16 protein-coding genes are annotated in these 25,553 nt (G+C 59.3%); 11 read left to right on the top strand and 5 right to left on the bottom strand.

All coding sequences use genetic code 11. The features are described from left to right. Positions 1–19: 19 nt before the first annotated feature. Positions 20–964 carry an SIR2 family protein gene (locus ACXJ16_RS22285; protein ID WP_463922044.1) on the bottom strand — a complete coding sequence of 315 codons (945 nt, stop codon included), beginning with the start codon at positions 962–964 and terminating at the stop codon, positions 20–22. A gap of 341 nt (positions 965–1,305) precedes the next feature. Here ACXJ16_RS22285 and ACXJ16_RS22280 point away from each other — a divergent pair, with 341 nt between their 5' ends. The 3 genes from ACXJ16_RS22280 (at position 1,306) to ACXJ16_RS22270 (ending at position 7,222) form a co-directional block, all read left to right on the top strand. Next, the gene (locus tag ACXJ16_RS22280) at positions 1,306–4,716 is read left to right on the top strand and encodes a DEAD/DEAH box helicase (RefSeq protein ID WP_463922043.1); all 3,411 of its coding nucleotides are present in this window, start codon (positions 1,306–1,308) and stop codon (positions 4,714–4,716) included. Positions 4,717–5,048: 332 nt separating this feature from the next. Further along, positions 5,049–6,383, top strand: a complete 1,335-nt coding sequence (locus ACXJ16_RS22275) for an AAA family ATPase (protein ID WP_463922042.1) — start codon at positions 5,049–5,051, stop codon at positions 6,381–6,383. Beyond that, a complete protein-coding gene (locus ACXJ16_RS22270) occupies positions 6,380–7,222 on the top strand; it encodes an HNH endonuclease family protein (protein WP_463922040.1) in 843 nt (280 codons plus the stop codon). The genes ACXJ16_RS22275 and ACXJ16_RS22270 overlap by 4 nt, the downstream gene beginning before the upstream one ends. Before the next feature lie 7 nt (positions 7,223–7,229). Here the strand turns inward: ACXJ16_RS22270 and ACXJ16_RS22265 are convergent, their stop codons facing one another. The 3 genes from ACXJ16_RS22265 to ACXJ16_RS22255 all read right to left on the bottom strand — a co-directional run bounded on the left by ACXJ16_RS22265 (position 7,230) and on the right by ACXJ16_RS22255 (position 10,234). Further along, positions 7,230–8,687 (bottom strand): T6SS phospholipase effector Tle1-like catalytic domain-containing protein, encoded by a 1,458-nt coding sequence (locus tag ACXJ16_RS22265; protein ID WP_463922039.1) that lies wholly within the window; start codon positions 8,685–8,687, stop codon positions 7,230–7,232. 92 nt (positions 8,688–8,779) lie between these two features. Continuing rightward, on the bottom strand, positions 8,780–9,250 hold the full coding sequence (locus ACXJ16_RS22260; protein ID WP_463922038.1) for a hypothetical protein: 471 nt from the start codon (positions 9,248–9,250) through the stop codon (positions 8,780–8,782). Positions 9,251–9,337: 87 nt separating this feature from the next. After that, positions 9,338–10,234 (bottom strand): helix-turn-helix transcriptional regulator, encoded by an 897-nt coding sequence (locus ACXJ16_RS22255; protein WP_463922037.1) that lies wholly within the window; start codon positions 10,232–10,234, stop codon positions 9,338–9,340. A 132-nt stretch (positions 10,235–10,366) separates the two neighbouring features. Between ACXJ16_RS22255 and ACXJ16_RS22250 the strand changes: the two genes are divergently transcribed. From ACXJ16_RS22250 to ACXJ16_RS22220, 7 genes are all read left to right on the top strand, one after another. Beyond that, positions 10,367–11,872, top strand: a complete 1,506-nt coding sequence (locus tag ACXJ16_RS22250) for an SAVED domain-containing protein (RefSeq protein WP_463922035.1) — start codon at positions 10,367–10,369, stop codon at positions 11,870–11,872. 9 nt (positions 11,873–11,881) lie between these two features. Further along, positions 11,882–13,024: an SMODS domain-containing nucleotidyltransferase gene (locus ACXJ16_RS22245; protein ID WP_463922032.1), complete on the top strand. Its 1,143-nt coding sequence runs from the start codon at positions 11,882–11,884 to the stop codon at positions 13,022–13,024. 3 nt (positions 13,025–13,027) lie between these two features. After that, positions 13,028–14,815 (top strand): ThiF family adenylyltransferase, encoded by a 1,788-nt coding sequence (locus ACXJ16_RS22240; protein ID WP_463922031.1) that lies wholly within the window; start codon positions 13,028–13,030, stop codon positions 14,813–14,815. Beyond that, entirely contained in the window at positions 14,805–15,314 is a 510-nt protein-coding gene (locus ACXJ16_RS22235; protein WP_463922030.1) for a Mov34/MPN/PAD-1 family protein, read from the top strand. The genes ACXJ16_RS22240 and ACXJ16_RS22235 overlap by 11 nt, the downstream gene beginning before the upstream one ends. A gap of 294 nt (positions 15,315–15,608) precedes the next feature. Further along, positions 15,609–17,276 (top strand): DUF6119 family protein, encoded by a 1,668-nt coding sequence (locus tag ACXJ16_RS22230; protein WP_463922028.1) that lies wholly within the window; start codon positions 15,609–15,611, stop codon positions 17,274–17,276. A 392-nt stretch (positions 17,277–17,668) separates the two neighbouring features. Then, positions 17,669–18,520 carry a HamA C-terminal domain-containing protein gene (locus ACXJ16_RS22225; protein WP_463922026.1) on the top strand — a complete coding sequence of 284 codons (852 nt, stop codon included), beginning with the start codon at positions 17,669–17,671 and terminating at the stop codon, positions 18,518–18,520. Continuing rightward, positions 18,517–20,637 (top strand): DEAD/DEAH box helicase, encoded by a 2,121-nt coding sequence (locus ACXJ16_RS22220; RefSeq protein WP_463922025.1) that lies wholly within the window; start codon positions 18,517–18,519, stop codon positions 20,635–20,637. The genes ACXJ16_RS22225 and ACXJ16_RS22220 overlap by 4 nt, the downstream gene beginning before the upstream one ends. A 433-nt stretch (positions 20,638–21,070) precedes the next feature. Here ACXJ16_RS22220 and ACXJ16_RS22215 read toward each other — a convergent pair whose 3' ends face one another. Beyond that, the gene (locus ACXJ16_RS22215; RefSeq protein ID WP_463922023.1) at positions 21,071–22,216 is read right to left on the bottom strand and encodes a PDZ domain-containing protein; all 1,146 of its coding nucleotides are present in this window, start codon (positions 22,214–22,216) and stop codon (positions 21,071–21,073) included. Between the two features lie 603 nt (positions 22,217–22,819). Between ACXJ16_RS22215 and ACXJ16_RS22210 the strand changes: the two genes are divergently transcribed. Next, on the top strand, positions 22,820–25,267 hold the full coding sequence (locus tag ACXJ16_RS22210; protein WP_463922022.1) for a hypothetical protein: 2,448 nt from the start codon (positions 22,820–22,822) through the stop codon (positions 25,265–25,267). Positions 25,268–25,553: the final 286 nt, after the last annotated feature.

The following is a 25,553-nucleotide window of genomic DNA, read 5'->3' as shown; positions in this document are numbered from 1 at the left end:
ACGAGGTACCTGCCGCTGATCAGCTTAGCCAGGCCGCGCTGTCGTAGATTTCGCTGTGCGCGCCGACCGGTACGCATTTGAATCCCACGGATTCGAGAAACAGCAGATGGCCCTGTTGGCTGCTGTCGGTCGCATCGTTCCTGTAGACGTACCAGGCATCTTGCTGAAGCTCGGGGAACTTCGCGAAAAAGCGGGCTCTTTCGATGAGCAGCCAGCGCAGGAAGACTTCGTCTTCCCTGAGGCCCAGCCCGATTACCAGAAGGGGCCGCTTGAACATGATCTGCAGCCAGGTGTGACGTCCCGTCCAACTGGACAGGCCACCCGGCTTGAAGATGCCGGTCTGGCGCCTTTGCATCCATCCCCGCGCGCGCTGCGCAAGACCGACATAATGGCTGAGTCCGAGACGGATGCTGCTGGGATGGCAGGCCATCCCGTTGATATGCCAGATGCCGAAGCCCGCGCAGGGATCGTCCAGCAGCGTGTGCGCAAAACGCGTGTCCCAAGGATAGAAGGCAGTGAACCTTCGGTGCCTGGTCCGCAGCTCTCGAGCGCCCACGGCATCTGCAAGCACATTGTCGAAATTTGTGGTGAGCACAGGGACGTCATGTCGCTCTGCCCATCCGACGATCCGGCGGTGGTAATCGCTGATCTGCCAGTCGCCCATCGCCGTGCAGAACTGCCTGGCCATCTCGGCGCCCTGGTTTTGCCTGCGCAGGGCCAGGATATCGAAGAACTCGATGTTCGAAAGGCCGGCCGGCCAATCCTTCAGGCCAAGGCCGCTTTCGTTGGCAAGCCGGAGCAAGAGACCGCGCCAGGAATTGCGGCTCGGGCCGCCGGCAAGGTGGATTCCGTTGCCGACAATGAGAGCAAGCTCATCGCCGTGCCTGTGCAGGATATCTGAAAACGTCATCGTGCCTCCAGCCGACACTTCGCGTAAGCATGAAGGCGCTGTCCGGTCTTGCATACGCCGATATCCCTCTCTGGCGAAATATCAATTGCTTGTGCCGTTTGTGCGCCCGCCGCCCCGTCCCCACCACTCCATGGTCTTGTCGGATATCGGGGGCATGCACTGTCACCCTGCGATGAAGAACTGGTAACTTGCCATGGCCGATGTCTCTCGGCACCGCCCAAAGTGGGCCGCTTGACCTTCCGGTTTGGCAGGTGGGCGTTATGCTGCCCGGCCTGATTTCCTGCGCGCCGACCTGGGTCAGCAGCGGCGGCTCCTTGCCCTGGTAACGGGAAATGTCACTGAAAGCCCCTGCCGCGCGGCATATGGGAATGAGAATTGAATCGGAAGGAAGAGTTATGACGAAAGCCGGAGGGCGTCCGTTCAGCCAGTTCGGTATCGTCGAGCTTGAGAAAATTGTCGCCAGCAACGAAAGAGATGGCGCAACACTCGAGGCCGTTCTGAGAGAACTGGGCTGGCGCAATACACAGCGGGCAGAGCGCCTGCGTCTGCGGCTGGAACAGACGCTCCAGACGGCTTGCCCAAGCTCGAGGGAGGCCGAAGCTGTGACCGATCGCGCCGCTGAGGCTGATAGCGGCTCGCAGCCCAAACCGTCGCCCGAACTCCCGTTCTCGGTGCATCAGCTTCGCAGGGCTGAAGCGCAGCCCCGCCAAGTTGAAGCGGCGCCGGTCGTGCCGGCACCGCTTCCCGGCCGTGCGCAGGAAAACCGCATGGAGGACATTCTCCGCGCCTGGACGGTGCTTGAGGTCCTGTCGCCGGCGACCTTCCGGCGACCCGCCGATCTTGCTGCCGGCGACAACCGGCGGATCGTACGGCTCGATCGCGGACTGCCCTGGGATCACGGCCCCGCGAAGGGGCCTATGGGCACCAGGCTCTATTTCCAGATCGTGCTTGGGACCGTCTCCATGAAGCCGGCGATGGACCAGCTCCTGGCCCGCTTTGCGGATAAACGGCCTGAAAAACCTCAGGCACGGGGAGAGACTCCGCTCGCGATTGTCATTGTCGATCGCTTCGGCAAGCCTGTTCCGGACGCCTGCGCGACCATTTCCAGCTTTGCCTGGGGACTGCCTCGGGCGCTGCGCAACGAGCCATCGACGCTTGCGGCCTGGACTGCGCAGGAGGAGCGGCTGCAGGGGGAGCTCCATTCCCGTCTTTACCGTGAGGATGAAACTGACGGTGTGCGTCCGCTCACCCTTCAGGCCCTGAACGCCGCCTTCGAATGGCTCGTCGATGAATGCGGGCTGGAGCGCGGCAGTGTCACGCCTCCGTCCTTTGCGGTCCGTTCGCTGGTATCGTCGAAGTCCAGTGAACCGCCTGAGCCGATCCTGCTCAACAGTTTCTACCTGAAAGATCTGGCAAAAGCGGGCGAGCTCGTTCGCAAGGGCCAGTGCCCAGAGGCGCTTCAGCGCTTCCTCGGTGCAAAGGCGCCCGCCGAGCGCCGCGACCTGCTGAGTGACATGGACGCGGTAGAAAGCGCGCTCGCACCGGCGCGATTTCCTCTCGCCCGCTGGCCGGGGGCAGGGCGCCATCCGCTCGTTCTCATGCAGCAGGCCGCAGTCAATCTGGCAAGCGAGCAGCGCGCGGGCGAGATCCTTGCCGTCAATGGTCCGCCGGGTACGGGCAAGACGACGCTGCTGCGCGACGTCGTGGCGGCCCTGGTCAGCCAGCGGGCCGATGCGATGGCGCGGTTCGACGATCCGGAAACGGCGTTCACCGCATCGGGCCAGAAGCAGCGCTTCGGCAGCGCCTTCGTGCACCTCTACCGGCTGGACCCAAGCCTGAAAGGCTTCGAGATGCTGATTGCATCCTCGAACAACAAGGCGGTCGAGAACGTCAGCGCCGAGCTTCCGGCGATCGGGGCGGTCGCCGAGGATGCCGCGAGCCTTCGGTACTTCGAGCCCTTGGCCGATGAGCTGCTTGGCACCAAGGCGTGGGGCGCGATTGCGGCAGTGCTCGGCAACGCCGGCAATCGCGCCGCGTTTCGCGACCGGTTCTGGTGGAACAAGGAAACCGGGCTTTTCGGGTATTTGAAGACGGTCTGCGGCACGCCTGCTGAAATCGATCTGCCCGATGGTTCGACCCGGCCGCCGAAGATCGTCGCCGACTTGCAGCCGCCGCAAGATCGCCGCGAGGCACTGCGCCGCTGGCATGCCGCGCGTGCTCAGTACACAGAGCTTCGCGGGCGCGTCGAAGCGCAGCACAAGGCGGCTGAAACGCTTCGCCTTGCCTCCGTGCATCTGCCCCGACTTGAACGTGCATTCGAGGCCTGCCGGGAGCACGCGGCCATGCGGCCCGGTCTTCTCGCGCGCCTGTTCGGTTCGGCCGCCTGGCGTCAGTGGAGGGCAGAGCACCTGGACCTCTCGGCCACACTGGCGAAATCTGGCCGGCCCCTCGCGAAAGGCGGGGCCTTGCCGCTATCCGAAGCCGTGCTGGCAGCTTCGCCGTGGCTGCGGTTCCGGCCCGGGCAAGCGGTGGAGGCAATCTCCGGCGCGTTTCGTCCAGCCCTGGCGGCTTTGCGCGGGCAGCAGACGATCCGAGGCGTGCCTGTGCTCGATGATGCGTTTTTGGGCGGTCCGCGGGAGACCGTCCAGACGGCTGCCCCCTGGCTCACGCCCGCCGAGCACCGCGACCGGGATGCGTTGTTCGAAGCCGCGCTCGAACTGCACCGTGCCTTCGTTGACGCCGCCGCCAAACCGCTGCGGCAGAATCTTGGCATGGCCATGCAGGTGCTCGACGGCAAAGGGCTCGATGCTCCCGAAAAGGACAGCCTGATACCGGACCTGTGGTCCAGCCTCTTCCTGGTGGTGCCTGCGGTGTCCACGACATTTGCCTCTGTTGGCAACATGCTGAAGATGGTCCCGCCCGAAGGGCTGGGCTGGCTCCTTGTCGACGAGGCAGGGCAGGCAAGCCCCCAGCAGGCGGTGGGCGCTCTCATGCGCGTGAAGCGGGCGATCGTTGTCGGCGATCCCGTCCAGGTCGAGCCCGTAGTCCTGCTCCCGGAGAGCCTCACGGGCGCTATCTGCCGAAGCTTCGGTGTCGATCCCGATCGCTTTTCCGCGCCGGCCGGATCGGTACAGACGCTGGCCGATGAGGCGACCTCCTCGTTTGCGGAGTTTCCCTCAAGGTCGGGAACGCGCACCGTCGGTGTCCCGCTCCTTGTGCACCGCCGCTGCGCCGATCCCATGTTCAAGGTTGCCAATCGCGTCGCCTACGAAGGTCTCATGGTACAGGCGAAGACTGCCAAGTCTTCGCCGATCCGGGATATCCTCGGACCTGCCCGCTGGATCGATGTTCGCGGAAGCGGTGAGGACAAGTGGTGTCCGGCGGAAGGGCAGGTGGTTGTCAGGATGCTGGAGGAGATCGCGGGGGTCGGGCTGGATTTGGATCTCTATATCGTCACGCCGTTTGTCATCGTCGCCGATGGCTTGAGGCGGATGATTGCGGACAGCCCGGTGCTGGAAGAAGCAATTCCCGACATCGCGGCCTGGGCGCGTAGCCGGGTCGGCACTGTCCATACTGTCCAGGGCAGGGAGGCTGAAGCAGTTTTGTTCGTGCTGGGCGCGCCCGATGCTGCGCAGTCAGGGGCAAGGAACTGGGCGGGTAAGACGCCGAACTTGCTGAATGTCGCTATGACCCGCGCGAAGGAAGTCGCTTATGTGATCGGTAATCGGGAATTGTGGAAACGGGCGGGGGTGTTTGCCGATCTTGATGGGTTGGTGCGGTGCTGGGGTGATGGGTTGATGGGTTGATGGGCTGGCTTTGTCTATGTTGGACGGTCCGGTTAGTCCGCTTCTGAGCGACAGTTGGCTGGAGCGGACGTTCGTTCAGGCTTTAGCGGGCTTGCTTTGAGAGCAGGATGTCGGGGTGGCTACGTTGGACCTTGTGCTCCGTCCGGTCTCGAGCGCCCATGCCTAAAAAGCGGACATTGCCGGCGGCCGGGGCACAGATTTCTCTTCGAGGGCTATTTGGGACAAACAGTCGTTTGGACGCATAAAACCTCGGTTGCTTATGCACTGGCGTTCTCAGGTATGGTGCTTAACAGCGCTGGCGTGGTACGGATTTGCATGAAAGGGGTGGTCCTATGTTTTTGCGACACCTGACGCTCACGAATATTCGCTCGATCGAGCGCTTGGAGCTGGACTTTTCGCGTGCAGGTGAAACGCGCGCCTGGACGTACCTTCTTGGCGAGAACGGCACCGGCAAGAGCAGCGTGCTCAAAGCTATCGGACTGGTGCTTGCGGGCAGCGAGGCCATCTTCGAGCTTGTCGGGAATCCCGACGACTGGATCCGGTTGGGCGCTGAAGAAGCACACATTGGGGTGGATTTTACCACGCAGGACGGTCAGCGCCGAAGCGCATCACTTGCATTCAAGCGCGGCATGGGCACCTCTCAATTTGTTCGCCAGAATACGGAGGTGCTTGAGCAGATTGACCGGGCGATCGTCCGATCCGAACGCAACTACTTTGTCGTTGGATATGGCGTGGTGCGACACGCGCTGGGGACCGGGGCGCGCGGCGCAATTCAGGAATCGACGCATCGGCGAATGCCGAGAACGCGGGCGGTGGCGACCTTGTTTAACCTTGATACGTCACTGGTGTCGTTGGAGGCCTGGGCAATGGATCTGGAGTATCGTCGCGGTCCGGAAGGACTGGTGGCGGTACGCAATGCGCTGGACAATCTTCTGCCAGATGTCCGTTTTGATCAGATCGATCGCGAGAACCGGCGCCTGCTGTTCGCGACACTGGATGGTGTTCTGCCTCTCTCGGCATTGTCGGATGGCTATCAGGCAATGGCCGCCTGGTGCGGCGATCTGCTGTTTCAGATCACGGAGACCTTCCAGGATTACAAGGATCCTCTAAAGGCTCGCGGTGTACTGTTGGTCGATGAAATCGACCTGCATCTTCACCCGATCTGGCAGCGTCGCCTCGTCTCCTTCATCCAGGAGACTCTACCTAACGTGCAGGTGGTCGTCACCACGCATTCGCCGCTTACGATCCATCAGGCAAGTGAAGGTGAGCTGTTCGTGCTTCGGCGCGAGGAAAATCGTGCAGTCACTCTGTTCCCGTTCGAAGGTGCGCCTAATCGACTAATGCTGCACCAGCTGTTGCAGAGCCCACTTTTCGGGCTCGAGACGCTGGACTCTCCGCAGGTGGAAGCGGCCCGCGAGGAGCTGCGCGCCCTCAAGGGCCTTGCCGGGGCGAATGCGGCGTCTAGCCCCAAGGACAAGCGGCGCCTCGTACAGCTTGAAAAAGAACTGCAGGATGTACCAACCTGGCGCGGCACGCGGCCGGGCCTTGAGCGCACCAATGATGTTCTGGAGCAGGTGACCCGCGAACTTGGCCGGATGGCCGGCAAGGACGTATCGGTAGCCGACATTGCGCGCGGTGCGGATGACGCTCCGCTTTCCTCCCAATGATCGCGTTGCAGCGTGGCCGGGAGACCAATGCTGTACCGGCCGCATTCCGTCAGCCCCGGCTCGCGGCTAAATCGCAGCTTCTGGCGGGGATATTCTTCACAAGCCTGGTGTCAGGCAAAATGGACTTCGATTCCGCGCAATGGAAGCCCGCGAAGGTTCGGCTGAAGAAGGATACGCATGGCAAATGCGCCTATTGTGAGGCGCCGACCAGCTTGGTCGCTCATGGCGATGTCGAGCATTTCCGACCGAAGTCGATCTACTGGTGGTTGGCTTTCTGCTTCGATAACTACCTCTACAGTTGCCAGATCTGCAACCAGACTTACAAGAGTGACAACTTCCCGATTTCCGGCGCGTTGACTGCGGCGCCAGCCATGCCGGATGCGCTTCCGACTGGCGCCGAGCTGGACGATCTTCTTTTACTTCTGACGCACGACCCGCTTTTGCTCACTGACGAGCAGGTGCGAGAGCTATGGGGCGGTGAGCAGGCAGACCTCGTAAATCCCTATCTGGAAAATCCGGAGCAGCTTTTCAGTTATGAGGTCGATGGTTCCAATGAGGAAATCTGGGTCCGGTCCGCTGGCGGTCCTCGTGCGGACAGGGCGATCGCTGCCTCGGAGACCTGTCTGGGGATCAACCGGGAGGAGCTTCGTCGGGAGCGGTTTGTGAACTACTCGCAATTGGCCGCATTCTCACAAATTCTCGCGCTCCCTGACATTCCGGACAATGTCCGAACTATCAGCGAGCGCGAAGTCAGACGCATGCAGCTGGCGAGCGAACCTTTTGCAGGTATGCGCCGTTTCTTCGCGCGCAGCTGGGGGCTGCCGGGACCGCTGCGGTGAAGATCCATTACTCCGGCGTGGACAGGATAACTGGCACGTCTTCCTGATAGAACCGGTTGAACCGCTCGTCCTTGGCAAGGGAATGAGGCCGGTATGGGGCGGTGCGGATGCATTGGACTACGCCTGGAAGCGCGAAGCGTTCCAGAACGGACGGATGCACCGGCGCCCCCGACGGGATCGAACGAGGCTTGGTTTGCCATCCTTTTCTCGCCCAGGCTGGGAACCACGAGGGATAGCGATCCAGCAAGGTCTCAGCCTCGCAATGCTGGTAGCCGTTTGCACGGGGATAGAGTTGCAGATGGGAACGATCGAGATGGATCGGATCGGGCAATTGGGTCGCCTGATCGACCATCCATTGCAAGGCGATGTCGGAGAGGCGGCTTTCGTCCTCGGGGTAACTGCCACCGATGTCGGAATGATTGCCTGCAAACCAGAGCTGTATGAACGGCTCAGGTTCACCTTTTTCCTTTGGTTTTGCGAATTCCTGTCGTTCCTGTCCCCAAAGCACGCGATCGAAATCGGAACGGGTTTCATCGATGGCGAGGGCATGGCGGGCAAATCGGATCCGCGGATTGAGATAGGTGTCGTAGAAGCGGAATTTCCAGCCGGACCAGTGATAGCGGCGCTGTCCGGGGCCAGGAAAGTCATCGATCTTCTTCAGGCGCGCGCGTGCAATCACGAACGCGGCGCCCAAGGCGCCTGCCAGCGCAGCAAAGCCAAATGCCGGCCAGAAGGGCGCTTGTAAAAGCGCACTGTATCCAAACGCGAACCCGGCGACGATGAGGCCGACACACGCGAGCAGAATGGCGTTCATGAGTATTCGGCGCAGCCCGCTGGTGCCAAGCGCTGCGACCGTATCGAAGACGCCGACAAAATAGGGGACTACGTTGGCCTGCTTCTCCCCGCTAGCGAACTTTGAGCGGAACCGTCGGGCAAGCTCTGCACGTTCCTTGCGAAATTCGCTGCGGGCGCGGCCCGATCCATGCTCGTAGACCTTATGGACTGCTTCACGGGCAATCGCTCTCAACGCGCTTCCCCCCTTTGGCAGTGGGGTGCCGTCGGGCATGCGCGTGGGAACACCGCAAAGGCCGAGCACTCCTGCCAGGCTCCGTGCCGTGTAGGCCCCGCGGCTGAACCCGAAGAGATAGATCCGGTCACCGTCCTCATAATGGCGCAGGATCGCTTCATAACAGTCAACGATGTTGTGACCTATGCCTGCACCGGTCGCGGAACTTGCGAATTTTCGGATGGTGCGGGCAATGCGGGTACGCGAAGTGGCAGACGCATCGACGTCTGTACCAAGACCTGCATCGTAGAATGCCACCTGAAAATCCGGATCAATCGAATTGTCCGGAGCGACCCGGCTCGCCCGGTACAGTTTATAGACATTGCTGAGCCGTTGGTCCGGCATCAGCCCGCCAGACTGGCCGGTCCCGTCCGAGAAAATCAGAATGTTCTTCGCCATATTCTGCCGATCCAGATCCACGATGATTGGTTAAAGGCTGCCTGCCCCAAGCGGAGGCCTGAAAGTTTGCGCGTGTTTTCGCGATATGTGCATCAGCTGCCTGATCGAATTACCGCCATCACGTCCTTGAACGCCGCACTTGTTCCCTTGGTCAGTTGCCCGGCCGCTGTCCGCGCGTATGCGCCGGTGAAGGCTGCCTGAGGTAGGTTTGCGATAGGCACCGTAAGGGTGATCGCATCGTGCCGTTCCAACCGGTGCGGCAGTGACGGCCCGGCGATCACATTTTGCGGGCGGAATGGCGTCCGCTTTGGCAGATTCCCTTTTGGCGTTCCAATCAGGAAGCCGACTTCCTCAACCGAAACCGCATAAGTTCCAAGGTTCTGTATCTCGACGGAAATGCACGGCATGCCCACACGGCGCATATGCTCGTCGATCATTTCCGAATATTTCGGGATAACCCGCAGCCTCACCGCGCGATCTCGCCAGCCCTGCCAGGTGTTGAAGATGCCGAGCGCCGCTCCAATCACCGCAATCGTAAAGGTGATCCAGCTGGTCCAGGTCATGGTGTGCTTTCTGTGTCGGGCGGGCCTATGGTGATCGCTTCGCCGCCTGGATGAGTGATCGGTGAGGGAGGCGTCATCGTTGGCACTTCACAGTCCCGCCATTCGTCGGGAGATGCGGGCCTGTCCCTCCTTCTGCGCGGCGCTGATCGCAGTATCGAGTTCGTCCAGGTTTTCGATACAGATCTGTACGCGTGTAGCGGGGAGATCTTTCAGGTCCAGGTTCATGCGCTTGATGAAGTAATAGGCCATGGAGAGGCGCAACTCGATCTCTCGCCCACCATCGGTCATATCGAAATCGCGCTGGATGGCCAGGCTTTGCTCGGGCGTGAGCTCCGGGTGAGGCTTCAATCGCAGCTTGATATGGGTGTTCCATTCGATGTCGTCAGCGGGATCGTACTCCGCTGGCTCGAGTTTTTCGAACGCGCCGATTCGGCTCAGCACGAAGTCCCGGAAATCATTGCGATCGCAGGCCCAAGCGCGCAAGTGCCAGCGGTGGCCGTCAAAGGCCATCGCATGCGGTGCGATCGCCCTCCAGCGAATGTTGGTGAGCGACTGGTACTCCACGTTGAGGGCTGACCGGGTGCGGATCGCTTCAAACACGATCCTCAGGCATTCGGGATCGACGTGGCGTACAAGGTCGGGCGCCATGGAAATCGGAGGCAGGTTCTTGAACCAGATGTCGCGTCTGGGAAGGGCGGCCGAAAAGAGCGCGCGAAGTTGCAGGAGGATCCGGTCGGCGGAAGGCTGCAGAAATCTCGGGCGCAATTTCCGTGCCGGGACGAAGGCCTTCTCTGTGGCATCGTAATCGATGTTTTCGCCGGCCATCTCCCGGTAGCGTTTGAGGTCCACCGAGGCCTGTGGTGTGGAAATTTCGAACTGCGTCTCGAGGTCGCGCCGGTTCAGCTGCCCCTCCCAGAACAGCTTCCATTCAATGAATTCAAACCGGCGGTTTTGCGTCCACGGACGCTTGGGATCATCGACCATCCTGAAACCCCTATACCAACTTGACGGATATTAAAACACAACCCATCTAGTTTCAAGCCGGGTGCGTCGATTCTCCACCGATTCGGATGAAGAGGCGATGCTGCAATCGGGCGAGTCCAGTTGGAGGCCATCATGGCAAATGCTGTCGTGCCACGGTGGCACGGGGATAACTATCAGTCGCGGTTCTTCTGGATGCATGCCGCTTCTCTGCGCGACCCGCAGCGTCCGGATGTGGTCGAAGTCACTTTCGAGGCGGATGGCCCGAAGGCCTTCGACGACGTTGTCGTACGCTACGATCCGGGACGGCCCAGCATGGGTGCTTACCGGATCACCGTCGATTACCACCAGATCAAGTGGCATACCGATCATAGCGGGCGGTTCGGCTACAGGGACCTGATCGAACCGGAATTCATCAATGCCGCGAAGTTCTCCATTCTCGAACGACTGGTGGAGGCCAAGGCCAAACCCGACGTTCCGCCGACCGCGGCGTTTACGTTGGTCACCACGGATTCCTTCTCGGATGGCGACCAGCTTGGCGAACTTGTTTCGCATGCAGACGGTTCGATCCGGATTGACCGGCTGTTCAGCAGCAAGACCGATGCAAGCCGGATGGGCGAGGTCCGCAAGTGTTGGCGCGAGCATCTGGGTCTTTCCAGTGACGAGGAGCTCAAGACTGTGCTTGCGGGCTTCCACATCAAGCCCGGCCACATGTCGCTGGAGGACATGCGGGGCCGGGTCAGTGAGCGTTTCCGGCTTGTCGGCTTGCTTGGCGAGGAGACTTCGTCGGATTTCCGGTATGACGGTGCGGCGCAGAATCTTCTGGTGCGAGGGATCAACTCCCTGACCCGGCAAGCGTTCGATCGTCTGTGCGCGGAGGAAAACTGGCTGCAGCCCGATCCCTTGACGCCCCGCCTGAACGTTGCGCTGCGATCGTTTACCCGGGGCCTGACTGCAGCAGACCTGCTTGAGGCTGCACCTGAGAATACGCTTTCGCTCATTGAGCGCTTCGATCTGCGCCAACCGGTGGAGGGGGTAACTTGGGAGGCCCTGAAAGGCGAGGCCACCGCCTTCCTTGAAGGTATCCCTGAACGTGGCAAAGAGGTGCGCCTGTTCATTGATGCGCACAGTTCGCTGGCCTTCCTCGCCGGGGCCATCCTGGGCTTCAAATCCGGGGTGGATACCCAGATTATGCAGAAAGGCAGGGGCGCGAGCGTGATCTGGCATGCGGGCGATGGCCGCGACGGACCGGATCCGCAGATCACCGAAGAGGTGCTCGGCGATGGCAGGGACATCGCGGTCTCGGTGGCGATTACCCGCGATACGATCAGCGACGTGTGCGCGTACGTCGCTGCAAATCTGCCTTCGGTCGGCAGGATCCTCCGCGTATTGCCGGCGGGCGGTACGGGACTGCGGTCTGTCGAGGGCGGGGCGCATGCTGCGCGCATCGCGGACGTGGTCGCGGATGCCGTGACGAAGGCGCGCCGTCCGGGCGGTACGTCCCACTTCTTCGTCTCGGCGCCCAACGCCTTCTCTTTCCTGCTTGGTCAGCATGCGGAAGCGATGGGGATCTGCGCGCCCTATGAATTCGACCTGGGGGCTCGCGTGGACGGCCTCTATCACCCCACCTTCAGCATTTGAGGCAGTACGATGGAGCTTCGTCCACAATTCGATCAGTTTCTTCGCGATATCAGGCCCGGGGAGCGTCATAAGGAGGAGTGGAGGCGCGGTTCAGGCACGTTGCGTGCCCGCCTGCTCGCAGATCCCGATCTCTCGCCGCTCATCGTCTCATCGTTCCTGCAAGGCAGTGTCCGCCGTTCGACGGCAGTGCGCCCGACCGGTGGCAAGAGATCCGATGTGGATGTCGTCATCGTGACCACCATCGATCATACCGCAGAGCAGCCCGCGGTGGCGATGAAGCGGTTCGAGCCGTTTCTGAACCGCCATTACGAAGGGAAGTGGAGGCGCCAGGATCGCTCTTTTGGCATCGAACTGTCGTATGTCGATCTCGACCTTGTCGTGACCGCGCTGCCGGCCGATGCGACCAATCGCGCAGGACTGATGGAACTCTATCGCTCGCAGGCGGTGGAAACGTTCACGACGCTCGAAGAGCGCGCGGACTGGAACCTGAGCAAAAGCTGGGATCCGAATGCGGGCATGTTCACCGCCCCCGCCTTCACGGCAAACGATTCCCTTCCTGACGCGGAATGGAAGCCGCACCCGTTGATGTTGCCGGATCGGGCCGTCAGGGATTGGGGGCCAACCCACCCGCTGGCGCAGATCAAGTGGGCTGCCGACAAGAACCGGGCCTGCAATGGCCACTACATCAATGTCGTGCGAGCGCTGAAGTGGTGGCGCCATGAGCATGCTGCGGATTTGCCGAAGTATCCCAAGGGTTACCCGCTTGAGCACATGATCGGGTCCGTTCTACCTGACGGCATTCGTTGCATGGCAGAAGGGGTCACGCTGGCTTTCGAGGGGCTGAGGGATACCTTCGGTCCTTGGGCCCGGGCCGGCATGGTCCCATTTCTGGCGGACCATGGCGTGCCTACGCATAACGTCTTGCAGCGCCTTGGCATCGAGGATTTCCGTGCGTTTGTAGCGGCTGTCACCGTGGCTGCGAGGGAGGCGCGTGCGGCACTCGACAGTCAGGATGCGGCCGAGAGCGGCGAGGGTTGGCAAAAGCTGCTTGGCAGGTCGTTCCCCCTTCCTGGTCCCCAGGGCGGCGACCGAGCGCGAGGCTTCACGCCACCTGCCGTGCCGGCGGCTCCCAAGACAGACCGGTTCGCCTGAAACATGACACCCCCTGCGCCGCTGGTCTCGGCATTTGACAACCTGCCTGAAGATCCGCGGTTTGAATTGGTCGAGGGCTGGGCCGAACGCGGGGCAGGGGTCTGGTCCTTTCATTTCCGTGCGCGGCTCAGCGTGGAAGCAAGTGTCCACATGCCGGAGTGGTCGAACTGGCACGCGGTTCTTACACCCGATGGAGGCGCCTGGCATATCGCCATTTTCCCTGATGCTGGGGCCGGGATCGAAAGTCAGTTTCCCCACCAGGCACTCAATATCGTGCTGGGTGCCCAGGCAGTCTGGCGATCCGGCGCACCGTGTCTTGAGCGGCCGGTATCGGCTTTTCGCCGCGATGGCTGGTCGGGTGAACCGTCGGGACTTGATGATCGCTTATGCTGGTACATCGGTCGGCTATTCTCCTGGATCGACGCTGCAGCTCAGGACCGCCTGATCGAGGAAGGTGATCCGGTTGAACTGCCGGTGTCGCCGAAGCTGATCGCAGGGGCTTCGATTGGCTTCTGGGAAGACAAGGCAGGCCATGAATGGTGGGCACAGGCGGGGCGCTCATGGGGCTTTGCGAGCTTGGGGCGCGTTGCGGGGTCACGCGGCGTCACTGCGGTCACTGACTTCATGGATTCCAAGCGGGTGAGCCTGCGACGCCCGGTGTGGGGGGCGGGGATTCCAGCACCGGACGGGCGGGTCGACGCTGTATGGATGGTCATGCCGATCCTCGTCGTCGGTTGTCCGTGGCGCTTTCCATCGACATGGGAGGAACTGGCGGCATATTGCTCCGAAGTACACGTCGACCTTCCGGCCATCATGGCCGAGGCGGGTGCTGCGCTCCGCCACTTTGAGCGGCAGAAGCAGGCGGCTGCGCGCACTCTTCTCGTCGGTTTCCCCATGTCTGAGATCAGGGGCGAGGCTGCGGATCGGATGCATTGGATAGCGTTTGGCAATATGCAGACCGCGCGACGCGGCGATGTGCGCAGCGGATTTAGTGACCGCGCGGGGGCTCGGCGAGATTGGGACAGGGCGCTTGCGCTTGAAGCACGGCCGCTGTCGTCCATCGCCACTGCGAACTGGGCTCCCGATCAGTTGCGCCGCAGGGGGGAGGCCGAAGCGCAGGTTCGCGCGAAATCCGTACTGGTACTCGGTGGGGGGGCGCTTGGCGGCGCAGTTGCCCAGAACCTCGTTCGCATGGGCGTTGCACGGATCGGCATTGTCGATGCCGACCAGCTCTCCATTGGCAATCTGACCCGTCATGTGCTCACGATGCGCGAACTGGGATTGAATAAGGCGTCGGCGTTGGCGGGCAGTTTGAACGGCACGATGCCGGACATCACCGTGACGGGCTTAGCCACCAGCTTTCCGCCGACAAAACCGGAAGATCGAGAGCGGATCGAAGGCTGGGATGTGGTCGTGGATTGCACGGGCGAGGATGCGGTCCTGCGCGCTATGGCGGACTATCCGTGGGATGGCCTGAAGGTCTTCGTGAGTCTGTCGATGACTTGGCGTGCTCGCGGCTTAGTCGCGTTCGCGGACGAGCAGGCTGCTTTTCCTGCCATCGACGCCATCGAGCAATTCCTGGAATTTTCGGAAAAACCCGAAGACGCCATGATCGGAACCATGGAGGGTATCGGCTGCTGGCATCCGGTGTTTCCCGCGTCCGCAGATGACGTCCAGCTCTGGGCTGCAATCGGGACCAAATTCATTCGCAGGGCCGTATTGGAACGACGTCGGATCTGCGAACATTTCGTGCAGGACGAGTTTGGGGCAGTTCAGCGCCATGCCGCCTGAAGCGATGGAATGGAGTGACCCGACCTCCGCTTATTCGGTGTGGGTATCGCCAGACGCTGTCGGATCGATCCTGACCGCTGCTGCGAAAGCGGGACGACGAGAGACGGGTGGGATTCTGATTGGACGGTACGATCCTGAAGGATGGATCGCGGAAGTTGTTGATGCGACGGGCAAGCCGCAAGGATCGCGGGCCGGGTGGTGCTGGTTTAATCGGGGCAATGGCGGCCTGCGGGAGCTTTTGGATGAGCGCTGGACGGAAGGGCATCACTACCTCGGAGAATGGCACTTTCACCCTGGAGGGGCGCCAGCGCCGAGTGAGACCGACAAACGATCGATGTTGAAGATAGCGTCTGATCCAGCGTATCAATGTCCCGCACCTGTTCTGATGATCCTGGGTGGCAGAGTGCCGACGGCTTGGAGGATTTCAGTGTCCATTTTTCGCGATGGGATCGGCATCCCCCTGGTTGGCAATTTGCCGTTAACAGGCGAGGGGGCATGAACTGCACCGATTTTGACATTCGCGCCAGCACAGACAGACGCCGTGATTGGTCGCGAGCTGCCGGAAAAGCGGAAGGTCGACTATAGATACATCCGCCTCCAGAAAGCTCACGGTGTTTATCCGCAAATCAGCCGATATAATGGCATGTGATATAAATCACACCTGACCAGATTTGCACAGTCCTGTTGCCCATTGGCCCAAAACAGAACACCGGAATCGAAAGCCGGTAAAAAGGCTGAAAATATGAAGTGCTACCCCTATATATTGCTTTGATGTGCGATGGGGGTAATGTTGATGACCACGAAAAGAACCAGAGCGCCGGCCGATTCTACATCGACGATTTCCATTCGCCTTCTACGCAAGGATTATACTATCGAAGAGGCGGTTCGCGACAACAAGAAGCTGACAGTACAGCCGTCGACGACCGGCAGGCTTTATCATGAACAGACTGCAGGCACGGCGCCCGGCTGGCTGGGCTTCGTCAACGCCTTCGTGACTGGAGACCCGCTCAAGCTTCAGAACCAGAGCTGTTCCGCGGTTCTGTTTCTCGATGTCAAAACGGGGGACAAGAGCACACGGACTTTTGCCCTCGCGTTCGGCGCGGCCCATCTCTCCCTTCAGGCCAACGCCTTCGAGCGCAACTTCGGACTCAAAGTCGCGCTTAACTCCGTTGCACGGGCCAACCTCAAGAACGTCGATGTCGCAACGCTCGATGCGACGTCGTTCCAGAAGCGCGTGCAGGCTAGCCGCAAGTCAGATCTCGGAGGGTTTGGGATCGATATTGAGCGCGACGTTTTCCGCCTTGCCGGCGGCGTGCCGACCGATACCGATTTTGCAAGTTCCCTCGCCGGCCGCGATGCCTTGACTCTCAGCACACGGATCCTTCCGACTACAATTGCCGACAAGTGTCGCAAGGCGCTGAAGCTCTTCGAAGCCCAGGACTACAAGAAGGACTACGCGTTCATCGACCAGGTGGCGCCGGTCCGGGAGACAGACGTTGTCGAGGCTCTGGACACGCTGATCTACGACGAGGTCAAATTGCTCTTGGCCGATCAGCCCTCCGACCTTCACCTCACGATCCCGGAGATCATCGATCCCGAACAGACGCGCGAGATCGGCTTCTTCGGTCTCGGCTTCAAGGGTGGCAGCAAGAAGGCCCACGGCGAACTGACGATCGAGGACTACATCCAGGATCTGAAGGACGGCAGGCCAGCCGATGTCAACAGCATCCAGGACATCAAGGCAAGCCACGAAATCCGGGTTGTCGTCGATGGACAGGGGCAGCGTCCAAATCGCCGCAAGGTCTACGACTGCATGGTTTTCGAGACCGTCTACGAGGGCATCACCTACGTCCTGTTTGCCGGCGACTGGTACTGCGTCGACATCAACTTCTACCAGAGCGTCGAAGCCGATTTCCAGAAGCTCCTCAGCAAGAAGCCCGTGGTTGCAAAGACCAAGGCGATCAACGAGCGCGCGTTGATTGCGGAAATGAACAAGGACCCTGATCTGTTGATGCTTGATCAGGTCAAGGTCTCGCCCGCAGGCGCGAGCGGCGCCAACCTCGAGCCTTGCGACTTTCTCTCGCGCGACAAGGCGTTCATTCACCTGAAAGACGGACACGGGTCCGACCCGATCAGTCACCTGTGGAATCAGGGGGTAGTGTCGGCGGAATCGTTCGTCCGGGATGCGACGTTCCGTATGGAGATGCGCATCAAGGCTCTGAAGCGGCAAAGGGAAACCAAGAAGAAGGGTTTCGAGAGCGTGCTCCCCGACGGACGGCAGAAGAAGCTAATGACGTCCGAGTACCGGATCGTCTATGGTATTATGCGTCATGCCTACAAGCGCTCAAAGAAGCTCGACCTGCCTTTCTTCAGTAAAGTCAGCTTGCGATCGGCCGCACAGAGGCTCGAACTCATGGGTTTCACGGTCGAAGTCCACCTCGTCGAAAAGGAGCGGACTTAACGCGCCAGAGCAGACTGCTCGGCTGTCGGGTCAATACATCTTCAAATGCTGTACAACTGAGCTAGGTCGCTTCAGGTTAAACCTGTATCGTCAAATGCCGGGGCCAAACACCTAGTTCGCAATGTCCGAAATACAAATTGGCAGCGTGTGTTGTCGCTAACGCTATCAAAGTGGCCAATCGCTGACACGATCGGGGTGGGGTAATCGATTTCCTGGCCTGCCTAGATTAAAATTTTGTATCCTTCCACGCATAATACTCACTTTCATCGATATTATGCCCCGACGTAGAAACCGACGCGCATAATCTTTCAATTGCTTTCTTTCGCAACGGTATGCAAAACGCCTTTCAATTGCTTCTTTGTTGTGGTTATTGCAATAATGGTTAACACATTTTGAGCATTTACGATTCAAAGCCCGATCGCTTTCTCACACCGCTTTCATATTCCTTGGAGCCTTCGCCGGCATCGGGAATTTATTGCGCGGGGTTCGAACTTCAGGTTTGGCGATGCGATGCCCTGGCAAACCATCTTATCGAATGGATGGCGGACTACGCGCTCCACGAAGACGAATTAGCGGTCAACCACGGCAACATGTATGTCCGGCTGAAGGAAGCTGCGGTCCGGATATACAAAAGCGCGCATTATGAGAAGCGCGGCGAGGTCGGCGAGATCGCTATGCATGCGATTTGCAGAGAATTCTTCGGAACTATCCCGATCGCTCCACGCGTGTTTTATCTTACGGCGTCGAACGAAGTTGTGAAGTCGTTCGATCTCGTCCATGTTCGCTATCCTGAAACAGGACCTGAATTATGGCTGGGCGAAGCTAAGTTCTATGACGATGGTCCAGGCGGAGCACGAGCGGCAGTCGGTTCGCTCAACGACCATCTCGAGGCAGGCTTCCTTCGCAATGAAAAGCTCATCCTCGGCCCGCAGGTTTCCCGGAACGTCCCTCGCTATCAGGAAATACGCGATCTACTTTCTGACAGAACCTCTCTCGACGTTTTGTTTCAGACGGCAGTCTTCCCAATCTGCATCGCCAGCAATAGCAGCGCGGCCGCGAGTGCGGCGTCGATCTGCGAGGAATACGCGCAAAAACTGAAGGCCGAAGTCAGCGAGATGTCCCGCATTATCGCGAGCTCCGGCTTGCCGCAACGAGTCCGCCTGGTCCTGCTGCACTTGCCCCTCGCCTCCAAGCAAAAATTGGCCGCAGCATTCGATGTCCGCCTGAAAGGGTTAGTGCCATGAGCCTGCAGAGCATCGATTGGAAGAGCTTGAACCAGATGTCCGCACCCGACATCGTTCCTGCTGTCTTCAAAATCATCCAGGACGCTTCCCTAGCAATCCAAAGCGAGGACCCGGATGATCCACGGATTCTCCAGATAATCCCGAGATTGGCGGACCTCATTCCGCACCGGCCCGAGTTGTCTCCCCTCTTGGAGCCATTCAGTTCCCTGGCCCGCGCAAGCGGACTGTGGAATTATATAGACCGAGCAACTGCGGATTACTCGGACCGTGTAGTGGCCGAGGCAGTGACGGCCCCCGAACTTGGCGGAATAACATTTCATAGGGAACAGGTGATTGCCCTAAGCAAGCTACTTGCAGGCGAAAACCTGATTTTGAGTGCTCCCACGAGTTTCGGAAAGAGCCTGCTGATCGATGCGCTTCTGGCGTCAGGCAAATACCGGCGAGTTGCCATTGTCCTTCCGACAATCGCTTTGCTCGACGAATTTCGGCGCCGCCTGAAGCGTCGTTTCTCGGGGGAATTCGAGATCCTGATGCACCCGACGGATCGGACCACCAACGAAAAGGTGATCTTTCTAGGCACACAGGAGCGCCTGATCGGGCGCGACGACCTCGGATCGATAGACCTCACAGTCGTCGACGAGTTCTACAAGCTCGACCCGCGCCGTAAGGACGAACGTCACATAACGCTGAATGCAGCGGTCTATCGGCTGCTCAGGCGATCACGGCAGTTCTTTTTCTTGGGGCCGAACATCGACAATGTTCGCATGGATGTCGAGGGGAGATGGAACTTCCAATTCCTGAAGACACGGTTTTCGACGGTCGCTGTTGACACGTTCGATTTGCGCGGCATATCGGACAAAGAAGGCCGGCTCATGGACGAGCTGGGGGAGGACACGAACTGGCCAGCCCTTGTCTTCGTATCTTCGCCTGACCGGGCCAACCGTCTTGCCGAAGACGCGTCGGAAGCAATGGCGGTCTCCGACGACACAGCCGACTTTTCTCAGTGGATGGCGCAAAACGTCGGGAAGCGCTGGCCATTGGTCAAAGCCGTGGAATATGGTTTCGGGGTGCACCACGCCCGCGTTCCTCGCGCGATTGCGTCCCACATGATCCGCATGTTCAACCGGTCCGAGCTGCCGGTCTTGTTTTGCACGTCCACATTGATTGAAGGTGTAAACACGGCCGCGCGAACCGTCCTGATTTTCGACAAGAAGATCAGCAAGAACGACTATGACTTCTTCACTTTCGCCAATATCCGGGGCCGCGCCGGCCGTCTTGGCCAGCACCATGTCGGCCAAGTCTACCTCTTCAATGAACCACCGGTGGTTGAAGAAATGGAAGTGTCTCCCACGCTTTTTGGCGATGATGAGGATGCATCGGACGACTACGTCGTGCACCTCGACGAGGATGATACAACCGAGGCGATCGACGATCGCGTCGCGGCACTTCGTCAATCGCTGAATCTCACAACAGCTGAGTTGCGGGTCGCGTCCGCTGTCGGGCTCGACACAGCTGTGGCACTGAAACAGAAGGTCGAGGCTTCCCTGCGCAACAGCCGGATCCTGGCTTGGTCAGGCATGCCCAGCTACAAAACAACTCTCGCCACAGTCGAGGTGATCTGTAGCGTCAAGGGTCCGCGAAATTTTGGCGCATTCTCCGCCAGTCAACTTGCATATTTGATCCGGAGGCTTCGCGAGCCCGCCTCGTTCAGAACCTTTCTGCTCGAGCACGATTCCAGCTTCAAGGGTGACACTACGAACTACGACAACATATTCAAGTTCCTGCGAGCATGCGAGTATGGCCTGCCGCAGCTGTTAGCGCTTGTCGAAATCTTCGTACGCAAGGTTCATCCGAATGCGGACTACAGCTACTATGTTCGTGAGATGAGCCGATGGTTTCGCAATGAGGCTCTTCGCAACCTTGACGAGGAAGGCGTGCCGATTCAGATTTCCGAGCGCTTTCTTCGGCCCAATGATGATCGTAACTCTTTGGCTCAACGGCTGGCGCTGGTCGCAATGCACGGCGATCCGTTCTTAACTGACTTCGAACGGAGCTGGCTGCTAGACGCCTTGGATATTGATTTTTCAGGGAATGGCCAGGCTGACAGCGCCACATAAACCGCGTTTATGCATCGGCGGGCATGCGAACGAGTGGCGATCTTTCAAGATGTTGATCAATGTTGTATCTGGGAGACGTTTCCGCGTGCCGTCTCTTCGGGGTAGCCTACCGAAGCAAGGTATCGGGGCAGCGTCGGATGGTCCGCTCGATGATAGCAAGGCGTCGCACCGGATCGCCTGTCGCCACCTTTCGGTCCGGACTACTTGCTCCAGGGCATTTAGGCTCTGAATGTCTGGAGCCCCCCAAGCGATCCAGACTCGACTGTCGCGAATGTGCCATCGCCAGCCGTTCACCGTCGCCAGCGGTTCGATGAACGATGGGCGGCTTTCAGGGCGCGCGAATGAGGCACTGTATGTCGGCTCTGTCGGCGAAATGAGCGGCTTCGCTGGTGGATTGCTCAGTTTTTTGCCGGCTTCGAGTTGGGTTAGCCCATCACAGAATGGAGGGGATGACGGGGGAGCGGTGAATGATCATCCTGCCCGATCCACTGATGTTCAACGTCAGATCGTCCGGAGCCGCACGAAGCATGCTCGCCATCGTGCTCAAATTGAGCCCATTCAAGGGGACTCCGTTAAATTCAGAGATTACTAGACCCGAGCGTAAGCCGGCTTTTGCAGCGGCGCTTCCCGGAGTAATCTTGGTAACGCACGCGCCTTCGGGAATGGCCCAGATTTCAAAGCCGAAGACTGGTTTGGTAGAACCATCCATGCTCGAGGGTACTACCGAAATTGCGGGGATTGTGGGCCTGGGCGTTATGCGAGCAGGGCTTTTGTAGAAGACGTCTGCTGCAATGTGATGGTTTTTGCCGTAAACGGCGGCGAGAGTAGCATAGAGAAGCGGGTCGAAATTTTTCAGATCGCCATTTGAGAGAACGGTTCGTCCGGCGCGGTAGGAAACCTTATTTGAATTGAACCAAAACTGAGTTCCTTCCGCCCAGTATTCTTCGATCGTATTCCCCGCATAGTCTCCATCCCACAAATGCTTGTCATTAGCGGTTCGGAATGCCGCTTCGATGCGGGCATAGAGTGCCCGATCGGTTCTACGCACGGAATCCAGAATGTTGTGCGAGAATTCATGGACCAGAATAGATTCGCCGTAATAGGTGGTACCGGGAACGCCCAGCAGGTTCTCGGCGGCGCCAGTTGTGTAGAGCCCTCCCATGCCACGCGCGCGCGCAGCCCAGTATTCATAATCGGTCATGGCGGCGATCCGGGGATAGTCTTCTCGTTCGCCATTGGTCAGGCGCGGATCGTCGCATGCAGGCTTTTTCCAATCGCGCTGCTCGGGCAGATCCATCGTGGTTTCATTCACCGCCATGACGCCTACGCGTGCGCCGTGCGCAATCAGATCAGCCCGTAGATCGGGTCGATGAGCAAGTTCTTCGTTGACGATATCTCGGGCGATTTGCAGCGCCTTGTCAGGAACCTGAGCCGATCCGATTACAGGTATGCCACCAGCATCCACATACTTTTGGTAAAACGGGTCGAGGTGTAAATTGGCTGGAGGTGGATTGACCGGTTGCGCCGCAGCGACGAACATAAGACTCGGTATTAAGCCGATGAGCCGTTTGATTATCATGGGCTGACGATATCCTGCGGGGTGGCATCTTACCACCCCGTCCCACATCGTCAATCGTCAGAATGGTTCGCTTCTCTTTCGCCTCGTAGATGTCTGGCATCTAACTCGCTCATTGGCCGCCTTAACTGACGGCGGCTTCGTCAGCGGAAATCCTGAGTAAACCCTGGCAGTGCGCTAACGGCAGGCCGTAACCGATTCTCGCCATTCTGACCGTGCACCAGATTTCGGCTCCCGCCGAAAGCTTTAGTCGACGAGCCTCAGACACGCCGACTGCACAGGGATCGTACTGCGGCGGGTCTCCGCGATGGGCATCAGTCCTGATGAGGCAGGATTTATCCGAACAGGATCATGGCGGGGATGCTGGGGCCTCGGGAAACCCGAAAAACCGATGACAATATTTGTAATTCGAAAACATTATCTTATGCGCGCTTCGCGCCCTAATTTTGCCACCTAATTTCCCAAATTAGAGCGCCGATGTATCGCTGTTTCATATCACTATCATCGCGTTCATGTAGTCAGGGGCTGCAGGGGGCTACTCGCAAGTGTCGTTTGAGAATTGGGATCTCGGCTCGGTCGGGCAAGGGGGCTCTGCTGATACTTGCGATGTTCGCCACTCCGGCTGCGAACGCGCAGGATGAGGCCGCCGACACAGAAGTTGTCGTCAGGAGTCGTCGTAGTATCGGTGATATAACCTCGCTACGCCATTTCGATGAGCAGGCGATACGCGCGATAGGCGCCCGCAGTATCGCGGATCTGATCGCTCGGCTCGGTTCCCAAGTAAAAGGCGTCGATGGATCGCCGCCGGTCTTCGTACTCAACGGACGGCGCCCGCTGAATGATGAAGAAATATATTCCCTTCCGAACGACGCGTTGCAATCCTTTGATATCTTGCCGCCCGAAGCTGGCGCGCAGTTAGGCTACGGTTCGGCGCAGCCGGTCATAAACCTTGTAACCAAACCCCGATTCGAAACTGCGGAATTGCAAGTTGACGGGCAAACGGCGACCGAAGGCGGAGGCGGCACCGCGGGAGGCAAGCTGACCTTCACCCGCCTTCGGGGAAAGGATCGCCTGACGTTTTCGGCGCAGGCAAGCATGCAGAGCGAACTGCGGCAAAGCCAGCGGGCGCTGGCACCCGATACAAGCATCCCTTACGATGTGATCGGAAATATCAGCGGAGTGGAATCCGGCGAGATTGATCCCGAGTTGAGCGCGCTTGCCGGTTCGTTCGTGACGACAGCTGCAGTGCCGACGAACCCTTTGGACCGTTACGCGCTGGCAAGCTATGCCGATACTGCCAATCGGGCGCGAACTACGGACCTTGGCGACTACAGAAGCTTGCAGCCACGCCAACGCAACTGGAAGCTCTCAAGCTTTGTGAGCCATGCCCTTGGCGAGCGTACGACCAGCTTGTTGAGCCTTTCGTTCGAGGAGCAGCGCAACTGGTCCCTGCAAGGCCTTTCTACGACCTCTGTCACAGTGCCTGCATCCAACGCCTATTCTCCATTCTCCAACGATGTCATTTTGGATCGCTATCTCTCGGAAGCCGGTCCGTTGAAGCAGCAAAATCTGACTCAGACGGTGCGAGCGGGAGCCGGATTTACGGGATCGCTTGGTAGCTGGAACTGGATGCTGCGCCTCAACTATGAACGCGTGCACACCCGCGTCGACAGCGATCTCGGGATAGATGGCAGCGCATTGGATGCAGCCATCGGGGGTGGACTTGATCCGTTTAGTCCGTTTCCGCATTCGATCCTGGGACCTGTCCTTCAAGACCGTTCGCGCACAACGATCAGTTCGGGAGACGGTCAGCTCATCCTGAGCGGAGTGCCGCTCTATCTTCCGGCTGGGGGAGTTATTGTCACTGCGACTACCTCAGCGCAAATCGCCCATACCTCCGGCGCATCGACGTTGGGCACGGACACCGCAACCAAGCTGACCAGGGACACGGGTGGCGCAGCGTTGACGGCCGTCATTCCCATCGCATCGCGGGGTACCTCGGAACTGCCGATCGCTGGGCGACTGACGGCAAATGTGAGCTTAGGCGTCAGCAGTGTCAGCCAATATGGAACGCTTTACAATTCTCAATATGGGCTGACATGGGCGCCGTTGAAGCGGATCGAGATCCTCGCATCGATCAGGACCTCTCAATCGCCGCCTTCCCTGCAGCAGCTGGGAAGCCCGAGAGTTGAGACGCCCAATACGCCGTTCTTCGACTTGGTAGCCGGGCAGAGCCTTTTCGTGACATCGATCACCGGCGGCAATCCAGACTTGCGTCCCGAGCGGCGGCGCACGTTGGCTCTGACCGCCAATGTAAAGCCATTCCGCTCCGATGCCTTTCGGACATATCTCGCCTTCGAAGCGACCACCGTACGAAATCAGGCTGGCATTTTGACGAGCGTCACGCCTGAAATCGACGAAGCTTTTCCCGACAACTTCGTGCGCGACGCTTCCGGTCGGCTTGTTCTGGTAGATTGGCGCGCCGTTAACCTGGCGCGCGAAGCGCAGAGGATCGTCAAGGCTGGGGCCTCATACTCGGGCGTGATCGGAAGGAAGACCGGGGAAGGAGAGGCAGCGGGCCCCGTTACATCGCTGAATGTCGGAGTGAACTCGACCCTGAGATTGACCGACCGGGTTCTATTGCGAGAGGGTGTTCCTGAACTCGATCTTCTGGCCGGTGACGACCTGTCTTCAACAGGGGGGCGACCGCGATGGGATGTCGACGGCTACATCTCGGTTTACCGTCAAGGATTCGGCATTTTTCTGCAGACGATATGGCATTCGCAAAGTCGTTCTAGAAGCGACTTGCCCTCGTCGGACTTGCGGTTTTTCAGTCTGGGTAAAACCAACGTGACCGTCTCCCTCGCTCTTGATCAGGTTGCGAAACAACAAGACTGGGCGAAGAAACTTTCCGTCGATATTACCATTCAAAACGTTCTGAACGCGCGGCAACGGGTGCGAGATGGGACAGGGGAAACGCCGAACAGCTATCAGCCCGATTATCTCGATCCGCTGGGTCGGCTCGTTAGCCTGCGAGTCGTAAAGCGGTTTTAAAACTTGCGCGAGTGATAGCCTGAGAGCTGCTTCGGCAGACCGGTGCGGACCCGATGGGATTTCATAGTTTCGTGCTGTAACGTCCTGCGCCTGCTCGTTCAGGGCTACCCACTGGCGGATGAACCTAAGGCCGCTTTGCAGCAGTCGGATGGGAACCATGAACGTCGGCTATGTCGGCGGGCTTGGATAATACCCCCACCCATTGTGCCGATCGAAAATTGTGGCCGAAAATCATTACATTTTGGCTTTATGGCGTTACCGCTCCTTTTTGCGAATGGTTATCAAA

The organism is Novosphingobium sp. TK71 (assembly GCF_055361505.1).
This window is presented reverse-complemented; position numbering and strand designations above follow the sequence as displayed.